The 13,139-nt window shown below is 32.5% G+C and carries 10 protein-coding genes; 5 read left to right on the top strand and 5 right to left on the bottom strand.

Features of this window, described 5'->3' with window-relative positions:
• Positions 1 to 177: 177 nt before the first annotated feature.
• Positions 178 to 1,668: an ankyrin repeat domain-containing protein gene (locus VGE71_RS12030; RefSeq protein ID WP_331138556.1), complete on the bottom strand. Its 1,491-nt coding sequence runs from the start codon at positions 1,666 to 1,668 to the stop codon at positions 178 to 180.
• 232 nt (positions 1,669 to 1,900) lie between these two features.
• Positions 1,901 to 3,628: a tetratricopeptide repeat protein gene (locus tag VGE71_RS12025; protein WP_331138555.1), complete on the bottom strand. Its 1,728-nt coding sequence runs from the start codon at positions 3,626 to 3,628 to the stop codon at positions 1,901 to 1,903.
• Between the two features lie 301 nt (positions 3,629 to 3,929).
• Here VGE71_RS12025 and VGE71_RS12020 point away from each other — a divergent pair, with 301 nt between their 5' ends.
• From VGE71_RS12020 to VGE71_RS12000, 5 genes are all read left to right on the top strand, one after another.
• Positions 3,930 to 4,436: a T9SS type A sorting domain-containing protein gene (locus VGE71_RS12020; RefSeq protein ID WP_331138554.1), complete on the top strand. Its 507-nt coding sequence runs from the start codon at positions 3,930 to 3,932 to the stop codon at positions 4,434 to 4,436.
• A gap of 12 nt (positions 4,437 to 4,448) precedes the next feature.
• Positions 4,449 to 5,882 carry a tail fiber protein gene (locus VGE71_RS12015; RefSeq protein ID WP_331138553.1) on the top strand — a complete coding sequence of 478 codons (1,434 nt, stop codon included), beginning with the start codon at positions 4,449 to 4,451 and terminating at the stop codon, positions 5,880 to 5,882.
• Between the two features lie 4 nt (positions 5,883 to 5,886).
• A complete protein-coding gene (locus tag VGE71_RS12010; RefSeq protein ID WP_331138552.1) occupies positions 5,887 to 7,632 on the top strand; it encodes a S8 family serine peptidase in 1,746 nt (581 codons plus the stop codon).
• A gap of 693 nt (positions 7,633 to 8,325) precedes the next feature.
• Positions 8,326 to 9,300 carry a ribonucleotide-diphosphate reductase subunit beta gene (locus tag VGE71_RS12005; RefSeq protein WP_331138551.1) on the top strand — a complete coding sequence of 325 codons (975 nt, stop codon included), beginning with the start codon at positions 8,326 to 8,328 and terminating at the stop codon, positions 9,298 to 9,300.
• Positions 9,301 to 9,318: 18 nt separating this feature from the next.
• Entirely contained in the window at positions 9,319 to 11,013 is a 1,695-nt protein-coding gene (locus VGE71_RS12000; protein WP_331138550.1) for a ribonucleoside-diphosphate reductase subunit alpha, read from the top strand.
• A gap of 388 nt (positions 11,014 to 11,401) precedes the next feature.
• On the opposite strand, the gene VGE71_RS11995 is transcribed toward VGE71_RS12000, so the two are convergent.
• From VGE71_RS11995 to VGE71_RS11985, 3 genes are all read right to left on the bottom strand, one after another.
• Complete coding sequence (locus VGE71_RS11995; RefSeq protein WP_331138549.1) at positions 11,402 to 11,974, bottom strand: Crp/Fnr family transcriptional regulator; 573 nt, start codon at positions 11,972 to 11,974, stop codon at positions 11,402 to 11,404.
• Between the two features lie 2 nt (positions 11,975 to 11,976).
• Positions 11,977 to 12,639 carry a 3,4-dihydroxy-2-butanone-4-phosphate synthase gene (gene ribB, locus VGE71_RS11990; RefSeq protein WP_331138548.1) on the bottom strand — a complete coding sequence of 221 codons (663 nt, stop codon included), beginning with the start codon at positions 12,637 to 12,639 and terminating at the stop codon, positions 11,977 to 11,979.
• Positions 12,640 to 12,788: 149 nt separating this feature from the next.
• On the bottom strand, positions 12,789 to 13,139 hold a 351-nt coding region (locus VGE71_RS11985; RefSeq protein ID WP_331138547.1), incomplete at its 5' end, for a TonB-dependent receptor domain-containing protein.

Raw genomic sequence — 13,139 nt, 5'->3', positions numbered from 1 at the left:
TTTGCAGCATGCATTTGTATTTGCTTGCCTGCGCATTAGATTGAAGAGAAAATAAAAAGATAAAAGCACTTGTAAGAGCAATTTTGAATATTGATTTCATGAAATTTATTTATATGGATTGGTAATTCAAATTCCAAAAACAATCAGGATTTGGAATTTCAAATATTGATTATTTATTTATTTTAAAAACTCAACTGAGATGTTATTTTTAGTAAGGAGTTCGTTTTCTTTAGCTAATGCATAAGCTGTTTCGTCAAACTCAGTACTGATGTCTTTTTTTGCTCCTGCAGAAACAAGATATTTTAAAATTGCATCATCTTTAGAAGTCATTGCAGCTCTGTGTAAAGCAGTTAAACCATCTTTATTTTTAGCATTAACATCTACTTTTAAATCTGTTATTTTTTTCAAAAGTGAAACATCATTTTTGGTAATTGCTAAATGATATAACGTATTGCCATCTTTTTGGGCAGTTGCCAGATTAAGGCCTTTGTCCTGAAGTGATTTCGCTTTAGCATCAAAAGGATCTGTTGTTACTTTTTCTCTTCCCGCAGGTCGATAAGATTGCACTAGATAAACACCTAAATTGTTTCCGTCTTTATCTTTTACATTTACATCTGCACCTTTTGCTAAAAGTAAGTTTACGGCCTCAGGTGAACCATATCTTACGGCATAAGTCAAAGCAGATTCGCCTTTTAGATTTTGAGCATTGATGTTTTTAGCTTTTGAAAGGAAAAGTTCTAAAACAGCAGTTTCTCTTGCAGCGGCTGCAGCCATTAACGGAGTATTTCCTTCTTTATCAGCTTTGTTTACATCAACTCCTTTTGCTAAGAAATATTCAACAATTTCTTTCTGATTTGGTTTTCCTGCTAAAATATGCAATACATTTTGTCCCGCTTTATTTTGAGATGTAGCTTTGATTTTTACTTCTTCAACTAAATATTTATAAGTCTCCAATGTATTGGTTTCTCTACGACTTCCTTGTGCTGCAATCAAAAGTGCATTATCATTTGGTTTAATGCCTTTTTCTAAAAGTTTCTTTAAAAACGGAATATTACCTGATCTTGCAGCATAAGTAAAAGCAGTATTTCCTTCATTATCTACATCTTTTAAAGACATTCCTTTTGTAGCAAAATATTCTGCAGCCTTTAAATCTTTATCAGATGAAATTGCTAATAATAAAAGATTGGCACCGTTTGCATATTTTTTCTTCGAATCTAAACCAGCTTTAAAAAAAGCATCATACATTGCAGGAGTTGATTGACCGTTTGAAGCTGCGAAATCTGCAGGAGCAGTTCCGTGACTGTCTTCAAAATTTACGTCAGAACCTTTTGAAATTAAATATTCAACTAATTCAGTGTTGCCTCTGTAAGCTGCCCAGTGTAAATAAATACGATTATCGTGAGTTAATTTGGTGATTGAATTTCCTGGCTGATCTAATAAAAATTTTATAGTTGCTATAGGTGCATCATTATTGATGGCCAAAGTAGTAACATCAAATGCATTTATATTGGCTTCAGCAGGATTATTTCCTTTTGCTATTTCTGCTTTAACAGTTTCTACGTTTGGAGAATTTTTCCAGAAAGATTGTTCTAACAGTGTGTTTTTTTGCTGTGCACTCACAAAAAGAGTAGCCGCAAAAGCAAAAGAAACGAAAAAAATCTTTTTCATAATATGCTATTTATGGTTATTGAATTGTACAAGAGTTAATTTACTTTTTGGGATTTTCAATCATCTATTTAGAATAATTAAAAATAAAGCAAATGTAGAAATTAATATTCTTTAACCAATAATAATTTGATGTTAAAAGAGATTTTTAGTACGGTTTTTCCAAAATTTAAGAATCGCTTAAGCAGATTTTAATTTTTATTTAATGTTATCTTTTTTATAAATCGATTTTATTTTAGGACAGACCTGAACTTAGATGATCAAAAAGAGTGTCATATTTGTCACCAAGCTTTTTCTTAAGACGTTGTTTTGACTTTTTTACGGCTTCGTTTGTAATTCCTAAAAGTTCCGCAATTTCATTGTTACTGAAATCAAGTTTTTGAAGCAGTAAAATTCGTTTGTTGGAGTCGGTTATTTCTGGAAAATCTTGTTGAAGCAACGCATAGAATTCAGGATATTCTTTTTGAAATTCTCGTTTAAAAATATTCCAGTTGCTATCTGTCATTAAGTGTGATTCTAACAAAGCGCTGAGTTTTCCTTCTTGCTTTTCTATATAATAAGAAGATGATTTCTTAATATTTTCAATCTCACTTTTGAGATTTTTGATTTGACTATTTTTTTCTTTTAAATAATCAATTTGAGATTTAAGATCTTCGTGAACTTCTGTTAACTTTTGTTCTGTTTTAATTTTTTCAGATTCTAGAGATTTTACTTTTTGTTCGTACTGAAAATGTCTGTTTCTGTATTTTTTTCTGAAGTAAACAAATACTAATAAAACAATACAAGACAGCATTGTAAAAATAATAATGTAGAAGTTTTTTAAAGTCGACTCGTATTTGATTACTTTTTTTGCTTCATCAATATTTTGTTGATATTTGTTTTTTTCGATAATCCAATTGGCCTGATTAATTGCTAGATCGCCGTCTTCATTTTGAAGGGATTCTTCCAAAACAACCATTCTTCGTCTTAAATCTAATTCACTTTCAGTGGAATGCTTTAGTTTTAGAATTTGAAGTTTTAGTTTTATAATTTGTAATTCTGATTTTTTAAAGTAGGATTTTGATACCGCAATACTTTCGGCTTTTTTCAAAGATTCTAAAGCTTCTTCAAGGTTATTGTTTTTGAAAAATAATTCAGCCAGAAGAATAGAAGCATACATGGTATTCTGATCACTTTTTTGTTGTTCAGAAATCTGAATATCGTTTTTTAAGAGTGCAATGGCAGTTTTAAAATCACCTTTTTGCTGAGAAATTAAAGCTAAATCTCCGAGTGATTTGGCGTAACGCACTTCATCATGAATCTCTTTAGATAATTTGGCCGTTTTATTAAAATAAAAAGTAGCCATTTTGTAATCGCCAATATGAAAATAATTTATTCCAATTGCATTAATGATGGCTGCATATTCTGAAGATTTTTTTGAAGCAACATTTTCAGCAAGCTTTAAATAATGAAGTGATTTTTTATAGTCGCCAAAAGTACTTAGTATCCAGCCAATTTTTTTATACGTTTCATCGGCCTGAATAATTTGTTCGGTTGGCAAGCTTTCTAGTTTTTCCATTATTTGTAATAGAAAAGGAGTCAACTTGATATAATCTCTGTAATAATATAAATAGTTGATGTAGTTGAATTTTGACCAGATTTCTAAAGAGATGTCTTTTGAGATCTTTGCTTTTTCAATAGCGTTTAAATAATAGCTGTCAGAAGTTTTATTGATTGCATTGTAGAAATTACTGTAACCGTTTGCTAATAAACCCTGATAAACAATCTGATATTTTGGTAATTTGTTTAAAGGATTAAGATACTTTTTTAAAGTTATGGTATCTGAACCAAAATCCTTCTCCTGAAGTAAAACAGATTCAATATCCTCTAGGTAATTTTTTGAAGAATTAATTTTTAGTTCCTGAGCATTTGTAACCAATGCAAAACAGTATAGAATAATAAAATGTATTTTTTTGGCAGACATTAAATTTATTTTGGCGAATGAAATTGTACAGTAAAATTAGTGAAAAAATAGTTTTTGTTTGATAGCGTTTTCTTTAAAGTGCTGATTTTTTAGAAATTAGATATATAAATGTCCCCCATTTGTCCCCTTGTTAGAATGTCTTTTTTGAAAGTTTAACTTTAATTTTGATCTCAGAATATATACTGCAATTTAAATTATTCCTAAAAGAAAAATTCAGGTATTAATACGCTATTTCTATAGTTTTCGATTTTAATTTCCTTAAATAGGACAATTCCCTTTTCTATCAACTAAAATTTAGTCTATGAATAAAAACTACTCTAATAAGCATAAAAGCATCTTTATCCATTTTTTATTAATTGTTTTTTTTGTTAATCTTTCAGCTGTAAGAGCACAACAAGCCGCTGTTGCAGTTGGAGGAGAATCTTCTGGGGCGTCGGGATCTGTAAGTTTTTCTGTTGGACAGGTATTTTATACATCGGCAATAAATAATACAGGAGGTGTGTATAGAGGCGTACAACAACCTTTTAGTATTGATGTCGATTTAGGAATTGATCGTCCTGAAATTGATCTTTCTTTTCTGGTTTATCCCAATCCAACAACCAATTTTCTGATTCTGAAAGCTCCGGAAAATCTCAGTAGCAATCTCAACTATCAATTGTATGAGCTATCAGGAAAAAACATATCTAGTAATAGAATAGTAACTAATGAGACTATAATTGACTTTACAAATCTACCAAGCGCTGTTTACTTTCTTCAGGTTTTAGAAGGAAATAAAACAGTCAAAAAATTCAAAATAATTAAAAACTAATCGATCTAAAATATGAAACAGCTTTACTTTTTTTTGCTAGCGACACTATTTTTAACAACTGTAAAAGTACAGGCGCAGTCTGGCCTGAGCTATCAGGCAGTAGTTCGCAATAGTTCTAATAAACTTATCGAAAACAGTCCAATCGGAATGAAAGTTTCTATTTTGCAAGGAACAGAAACAGGATTGGTGGTGTATGCAGAAACACATCGTCCAACTTCAAATGCGAATGGTTTAGTGACTGTAGAAATTGGAAATGGTACAATAGAAGCAGGTACTTTTTCGGGGATCAATTGGGCAAATGGACCTTATTTTGTAAAAACAGAAACCGATTTAAATGGTGGTAGTAATTATACTGTTACAAGTACAAATCAGTTTTTGAGCGTTCCGTATGCATTGTATGCTTTAAATTCTGGAAGTTCAACAGCAGGTCCGCAAGGAATTCAAGGAGTAAAGGGAGATAAAGGAGACAAAGGAGATCAGGGAGCAATTGGTTTAACTGGTACAGTCGGTGAAAAAGGAGACAAAGGTGATCAAGGAGCAATTGGATTAACTGGCGCTACTGGTGAAAAAGGAGATCAGGGAATTCAAGGAGTACAAGGAATTCAAGGTTTGCAAGGAGCAAAAGGCGATCAGGGAACAATAGGATTAACTGGACCAACTGGCGAAAAAGGAGATCAAGGTATTCAGGGGATAGCTGGTATTAAAGGTGATAAGGGAGATAAAGGAGATAAAGGCGAAAACGGTGATGTCGTTTTAAATAATGTTCCCAACTTAAAAGTAAATTTAGCAGCTACTACAGTTCCCGCGGCGACAGATGATACAAGTAAAGGTTATACCATAGGTTCTAGATGGATTAATGTTTCGACAATGAAAGAGTACGTATGCGTAAAATCTGATTTAGGAACTGCAGTTTGGGAAATAACTACACCAACTCAAGGTAATCTTCCAGTAGGAACTGAAGGTCAGTTTTTATCGTATAAAAGCGGTAACTGGGTTGCCTCAAATTTGACTTTGACAAGTTTTTCAGGGATGGCTGGAAGTAACGTGCCTATTAATAATTTGCAGCCTTCTTTAGCTTTGAATTTTCAGATTGCTTTATATGGAATATACCCATCACGTAATGGAGCAGACCCATTTATTGGAGAGATCATATTAACTCCCTACAATTACGAGGTTAGAGATCATGCTTCGTGTAATGGACAGTTACTATCTGTTAACACAAATTCAGCTTTATTTGCATTGCTAGGAACCGTTTATGGCGGAAATGGAATGACCACTTTCGCTTTGCCTGATTTGCGAGGAAGAGTTCCGGTTCATATGGGACAAGGTCCAGGATTACAGCGTTATGAGCTAGGACAACAATCAGGTACTGAAACTACTACTTTATTGCTTTATAATATGCCAGCACATAATCATACTATTACAACGACAGTTAATCCGAATTAATTACATGAAAATATTTTTTTTAATTTACTGCATTTTTTTTAGTAGTTTTCATGCTTTACCTGCGGTTTCGGCTGCAGGTATTTTTAGCAATAGAAATGCCGCTGATTCTATTAAAGATTCGGATAAATCTAAAAATGATTCGTTCTGGTATTTGGATGCTATTGGAATTCGTCAAGTTAAAAAAGAGCGTAATGTTACAAAACCGATTGTTATTGCCGTTATAGATGATGGCTTCCGTTTGACACATTCAGAAATTGCTCCGTTTTGGTATCAGAATGCAGATCCTAAAAATGATTATGATGACGATGCAAACGGATATAAAGACGATACAACAGGTTGGGATGTTTCAAATAATGATGCCGATGTTCGTCCGCCAAACAATAAATTAAAAACGTACTATCACGGAACTTATATTTCGGGAATAATTGCTAAAACATTTAAAGGATGTTATGGCGAGAAAGCGTCAGATTATTTCAAAATTCTTCCGATAAAAGCAATCGAAGATCGCGCGCAACAAACGTATATAAAAGATGGTTATAAAGCTTTTGAATATGCGATTGCCATGAAAGTTGATATTATTTGTTGCGCTTGGGGAAGTAATGTAATAAAACCTGAAGAAAAAGAATTAGTCAAAAAAGCAATAGATGCTGGAATTGTGGTAATCTCAGCAGCTGGAAATTTTTCGAATGCGATGGATTATTATCCTGCTTCATTAGAAAACGTTATTGCAGTTGGAGCGGTTGATTCTTCAAATAAAAAAACAGCTATTTCTAATTTTGGAAAATTCGTAGATGTTTCAGCGCCTGGAGAATCTATTTATGGAGCTTCTTCTACAGACGATAATGGTTTTATTGAAAATAAAGGAACTTCGCCCGCAACCGCAATCGCAACAGCAGCTACAGCATTATTGAAAATAAATTTTCCCGAAAAAAGCAGTGTAGAAATCGAAGAGATTTTAATGGGAACATCACTTTCTAATCAGGATTTGAAGTATTCTGGGAAATTAGGAGCAGGAACAATCAATTTTAAGAATATAATTGATTTTATAGAAAACGATAAAAACGTTTCATCTCTTTTTGATTCGGCAAAACAAAAAGGTTTTATCACTTTCGAAAATGAGAAAAAAAACATTCAGAATTGGAAAATTAATCCATTAGGAGATAATCTGGGAATTGCTTTTAACTTAAAAGAAATAAAAGGTGATTTTAAAAATGCCATTTTGAGATTTAAAAGTGGTAATCATAATCCGATAGATATTAAATTGAATGAATGGAAAAAGGATCGTCCGGTTGTAATAAGCAATCCAAATGCTGATGTTGAATTTATAGCAAACAACGCATCCAAAAAAGCCAGTTTTAAATTGTTTTATGAAGTTTTACCATTGGACAGAAGTACAATGTATTGCAGTGGAAAAAACTACATTACGGAATTGAGTGGGGAAATTAGTGACGGAAGCGGTCCTGAAACTAATTATGCCGAAGAATGCGATTGTAAATGGCAGATTACTGTTCCAGAAGGATATCGAATTTCGATCGCTTTTACAGAGATGAATACGGAAGAAAAAATAGACAATGTTTTTTTATTTGATGGAGAATATGCTATTCCTGAATATGCTATTGCACGATTTAGTGGTACAACTTTACCCCCAATTGTTGTATCCAGAACCAATAAGGTTTTGATTTGGTTTAATACAGATGGTAAAAACAATATGAAAGGCTGGAAATTGATTTATCAGGCCGTGAAGATTTAGTCCAAAACTACTTATTTCCAATGTAAAAAGTCTGTTCTTAGAGCAGATTTTTTTTGTTTGCAGTAATGACTTTAGTAGTGGTTTATTTAGTTTGTTTTATCTCTTAAATTTTGCAATTCTACCATTGTAATTTTCTTTTTCTGACGTTTTTCAACTTTAAATTTATTTTGATAAGAATTAATAGCAATTAGAACGTTTTTCAAGTATTTCCAAATAAAAATAATGACGCTAAGAAAATGGTTGTAATTGTAATGGGTTGTTTTTAAGAAAGTTGTATTTTATTTTTCAGAAAATGTGAAGATTTGTTATTTAGAATAATTATTAATAGATGACGTTTTTTTCTTTTAAATTGAATCCTCAAAATGTTGTTTTTCAAAATGACCTGTTGATAACTGTTTTGGAGATTGCATCAAAAATGATGACTTTTTGATGTTGATAACTTAACATTAATTTTTAGGAAATACCTAGTTCATTGAGAATTACAAGACATTGTTTTGGTGTTGATAAAATTTATATGATCTCCAATTTTCGAGGTTTTAAAACTGTTGATAATTGGATGGATTTTTAACATCTAAAACTAGACAAAACAGGAACTGGAGGTTAAATTTGTAATTATAGAAATCATGCCAATCCGACCCCAAATTTGCGCACTCGTTTTTCTATGTCAATTTTGTCACTTAAAACTCTATATATATGTCAATTTTCGATAAAAGAATCAATTATAAACCTTTCGAGTATCCGGAGGTTCTGCAATTTACCGAAGCAATTAATAAAGCTTATTGGGTACACACTGAAGTAGATTTTACTGCCGATACACAAGACTTTCATGCACATTTAAATGTTGCCGAGAAAACAGCCATCAAAAACAGTCTATTAGCTATTGCACAGATTGAGGTAGCTGTAAAAAGTTTTTGGGGAAATATATACGAGCATTTTCCAAAACCAGAATTCAACGGATTGGGAACTACTTTTGCAGAATGCGAATTCAGACATTCTGAAGCATATTCTCGTTTATTAGAAGTTTTAGGATATAATGATGAATTCGAAAGACTTTTAGATGTTCCTGTAGTTCGCAGACGTGTAGATTATCTTTCGAATGTACTGAAAGATACTAAATCTCAGGATAATAGAAAATACATGGTTTCGCTGATTTTATTCAGTATTTTAATTGAAAACGTTTCGTTGTTTAGCCAATTTGCGATTCTATTATCATTCACAAGATTCAAAGGATACATGAAAAATGTGAGTAATATTATTGCATGGACTTCAATTGACGAGCAGATTCATGCCAATGGCGGAATTTACATCATCAACAAAATCCGTGAAGAATTCCCTGAATATTTTGATGCCGACACTTTAGAATTGATTAGAGAAACGGTTAGAGAATCAATTACTGTTGAAGCAGATATTCTAGATTGGATTTTTGAAGATGGTGCTATAGAAACCATTAATAAAGAAGATTTAGTGAACTTCATGAAATTTAGAATTGACGAAAGTTTGAAACAAATCAATATCGAAACTATTTTTAATGTTTCACCAGATGAGTATTCAAAAATGACTTGGTTTGAAGAAGAAGTTTTTGCAAACAGTTTAGACGATTTCTTTGCTAAGCGCCCAGTTGAATATACAAAACACGATAAAAGCATAACAGCAAACGATCTTTTCTAATACAAGCCCAGAATACATATGAATACGATAGACACAAACCCAGCAAATAATTTTGAAACACAAAACGATACCAAAATGTGGTGGAAAAACTCTGAAAGTGAGCAGATTTTAAACCGCGGATATCTTTTGAAAGGAGAAACAGTAGAAGGTGCAATTGACAGAATTTGTACTGCTGCTGCAAAAAGACTTTACAAACCAGAGTTGAAAGAGTCTTTTATGGAAATGATCGAAAGAGGCTGGATGAGTATCAGTTCGCCGGTTTGGGCTAATATGGGAACAGAAAGAGGATTACCAATTTCTTGTTTTAATGTTCATGTTCCAGATAAGATTGAAGGAATTACACATAAACTTGGAGAAGTAATTATGCAGACTAAAATTGGAGGTGGAACTTCTGGTTATTTTGGTGAATTGCGTGAACGTGGAAGTGCTGTAACAGACAATGGAAAGAGTAGTGGAGCGGTAAGTTTTATGAAACTTTTTGATACAGCAATGGATACGATTTCTCAAGGTGGAGTTCGTCGTGGTGCATTTGCAGCTTATTTAGATGTAGATCATCCAGATATTGAAGAGTTTTTGAAAATTAAAAGTATCGGAAACCCAATTCAAAACTTGTTTACCGGAATCTGTGTACCAGATTACTGGATGCAGGAAATGATTGACGGTGACGCCGAAAAAAGACAAGTTTGGGCTAAAGTTTTAGAAAGCCGTCAACAAAAAGGATTGCCTTATATTTTCTTTAGTGACAACGTAAATAAAAATAAACCACAAGTTTATAAAGATCAGAATTTAAGAATTAACGCAAGTAACTTGTGTAGTGAGATTATGCTTCCGTCAACACATGACGAATCATTTATTTGCTGTCTTTCTTCTATGAACTTAGAATTATATGATGAATGGAAAGATACTGAAGCAGTAAAATTAGCGATCTTTTTCTTAGATGCTGTTCTACAGGAATTCATAGAAAAAACAGAAGGTAACTATTATCTTTCTGCTGCTAATAAATTTGCGAAAAGACACCGTGCACTTGGTTTAGGAGTTTTAGGATGGCATTCTTATTTGCAAAAAAACATGATTCCGTTTGAAGGAATGGAAGCTAAAATGAAAACGACAGAAATTTTCAAACATATTAGTGACAAAGCCGATAAAGCAAGTCAGGAATTAGCTAGAATTTACGGTGAACCAGAATTGTTAAAAGGTTACGGAAGACGTAATACTACAACAATGGCTATTGCTCCAACAACTTCATCTTCTGCTATTTTAGGGCAAACTTCGCCAGGAATTGAACCTTTCAGCAGTAATTATTACAAAGCTGGATTGAGTAAAGGAAATTTCATGCGTAAAAACAAATACCTTAAAAAACTTCTTGAAGAAAAAGGTCTAGATAACGAGGAAGTTTGGAGAGGAATTATGCTAAACGGAGGAAGTGTTCAACATATGGAACAATTGACTCAGGAAGAAAAAGATGTTTTTAAAACCTTTAAAGAAATCAGTCAATTAGAAATTGTACAACAAGCAGGAATTCGTCAAAAATTCGTAGATCAAGGACAAAGTTTAAATCTTAATATTCCGGCAGAATTGGCTATTAAAGATGTTAACCGTTTAATGATCGAAGCTTGGCAACAAGGAGTTAAAAGTTTGTACTACCAAAGAAGCCAAAGTGTTTCTAAAGAATTAGTAACAAGTCTTGTTTCTTGTAGTAGTTGCGAATCATAAAAATTTAAAGCCGAATCCTTTTAAGATTCGGCTTTTTTATTGGATTTAAACACATAGAAACATAGTTTTTCTTTCTTTAAAAAGGGATTTGAAAGAAACTAGTTTCTAACACATAGTTCTCAAACTTCCGCCAGAACTATGTAAAAGTTTTAAACTTTGACATAGTTAATGAGAACAGATTTATAAAGATTTATGCAGATTAAGACAGATATGAATTGCCTCCAGCTTTAGCTGGAGGTGCAGAAAGCGAGTAAGAAGGCTTTAGCCAAATTCAAAGTTTGGCTAAAGCCTTTTAATGATTTAAAACAAAAAACTCCAGCTAAAGCTGGAGGCAATTCATGTTAAAATAAAAATTAATTAAATTCGTGAAATCGTGGCTAAAAAAAGATTAAAGCTTAGACTTCAATCGACTCAACGTTTCCTGAGAAATATTAATATAAGAAGCTACAATTTTATTCGGCAATCTTTTCACAATCGTAGGATTTATTTTCAAAAGCTGATAGTATCTTTCTAAAGCATCCATAGTGGTAAATGACATCAAACGATTAGCATTATTCACGTAAGCTTTCTCTAGATAATTGCTATAGAACTCCCGCCATTGCGGAATAATTTTCATTAAATGATTAAAATCTTCATGCGAAATAGTCAGCAATTCTGATTTTTCAATCACCTGAATGTTTTCAACGGATGGTTTTTTGGTTATAAAGCTAACTAATGCAGTTGCAAATTGATTTTCAAAAGCAATATATCGCGTAACATCTTTTCCTTCTTCATTGATGAAAAAGATACGAACACAACCTTTTCCAACAAAAAATGTCTGCTGACTGATTTGTCCTTGAGCCAAAAGCAATTCGTTTTTAGTTTTCTTTAAAGGTTTAAAATAGGAGAGAATCGTGTTTAAATCTTCATCAGAAACTTTAATACTTTTTTTGATGTAATTACTAAGCTGTTCGTATATCATTTTTAGTTATAATCTCTTACGAATTTACGGTAATAGATAATATCTTCAATAGATAAAACAATTAAATCGTGTTGTTGAGCAAAACTAATAATTTCGTTTAATTTTGCCATTGAACCGTCTTCGTTCATTAATTCGCAAAGGACAGCTTCGGGTTGTAAACCAGCTAATTTCATTAAATCAACGCTTCCTTCAGTGTGGCCGCTTCGTCCTAAAACGCCATTATCGTTTGCTCTAAGTGGGAAAATATGTCCGGGGCTTGCTAAGTTTTCTGGTCTTGCATTTGATGCAACTGCAGTTTTGATAGTAGTAATTCGATCCTGTGCCGAAACTCCGGTTGTAACTCCTTTTTTAGCTTCGATTGTTATGGTAAAAGGCGTTTGAAAACTACTCGTGTTTTCTTGTACCATGTATGGAAGTTGCAATTTATCTGCTTTTTCATTGGTTAAACAAAGACAGACAATTCCGCTGCATTCACGAATCATTAAAGCCATATCTTGAACACTCATATGATGAGCAGAAAATATAAGATCTCCTTCATTTTCACGGTTTTCATCATCAGTAACCAAAACTCCTTTTCCGTTTTTAAGTTGTTCTAATGCATTTTCGACGCGCTCTTTGCTTGTAATTCCAAATTGCATCAACGGACTTATTTCTGTACTTATCATTTTATCATTTTTAAAAATAATTGAAAATCAAATGTACAGTTGTCTAGAATGCAAAAGTTTGATATAAGTCAATAAATTAGGTTTGTTTTAAAAAAGAAAACCTCCAAATCAGTTATAGAATTTGGAGGTAAAAAAATGAAAGTTCTTTTTTAAAATTTAATAGCTAAAGAAGCTTTAATCGTTCTAGGTGCTTGCGGATTTAAGAAATCTCCCCAATACACTTCGTTTGTAAGGTTATCAGCTTTTATAGCAAATCGATATCTCGCTTGTTCGTAGAATACAGAAGCATTTAAAAGATGTACACCTGGAATAACTATGTCATTTGATGAGGTTAAGAAACTGACGTCTCTGTAATTTCCTCCAAAACCAACTCCAAGACCTCTCGCTTTTCCTTGTTTTGCTGTATAACTTATCCAGTAATTAACTGTGTTTTTTGGCGTGTAAGCAACGTGTTTACCTGCATCTGTTCCGTTTAGGAATGTAGCATCAAGATTTGCATA

It is taken from the genome of Flavobacterium sp. (assembly GCF_036405015.1).
Classification (GTDB): domain Bacteria; phylum Bacteroidota; class Bacteroidia; order Flavobacteriales; family Flavobacteriaceae; genus Flavobacterium.
This window is presented reverse-complemented; position numbering and strand designations above follow the sequence as displayed.

What these genes read in the sequence shown, in the direction of transcription:
- VGE71_RS12030 (WP_331138556.1), bottom strand. Translation starts at nt 1,668, where the DNA reads ATGAAAAAGATTTTTTTCGTTTCTTTTGCTTTTGCGGCTACTCTTTTT.
- VGE71_RS12025 (WP_331138555.1), bottom strand. Translation starts at nt 3,628, where the DNA reads ATGTCTGCCAAAAAAATACATTTTATTATTCTATACTGTTTTGCATTG.
- VGE71_RS12020 (WP_331138554.1), top strand. Translation starts at nt 3,930, where the DNA reads ATGAATAAAAACTACTCTAATAAGCATAAAAGCATCTTTATCCATTTT.
- VGE71_RS12015 (WP_331138553.1), top strand. Translation starts at nt 4,449, where the DNA reads ATGAAACAGCTTTACTTTTTTTTGCTAGCGACACTATTTTTAACAACT.
- VGE71_RS12010 (WP_331138552.1), top strand. Translation starts at nt 5,887, where the DNA reads ATGAAAATATTTTTTTTAATTTACTGCATTTTTTTTAGTAGTTTTCAT.
- VGE71_RS12005 (WP_331138551.1), top strand. Translation starts at nt 8,326, where the DNA reads ATGTCAATTTTCGATAAAAGAATCAATTATAAACCTTTCGAGTATCCG.
- VGE71_RS12000 (WP_331138550.1), top strand. Translation starts at nt 9,319, where the DNA reads ATGAATACGATAGACACAAACCCAGCAAATAATTTTGAAACACAAAAC.
- VGE71_RS11995 (WP_331138549.1), bottom strand. Translation starts at nt 11,974, where the DNA reads ATGATATACGAACAGCTTAGTAATTACATCAAAAAAAGTATTAAAGTT.
- ribB (WP_331138548.1), bottom strand. Translation starts at nt 12,639, where the DNA reads ATGATAAGTACAGAAATAAGTCCGTTGATGCAATTTGGAATTACAAGC.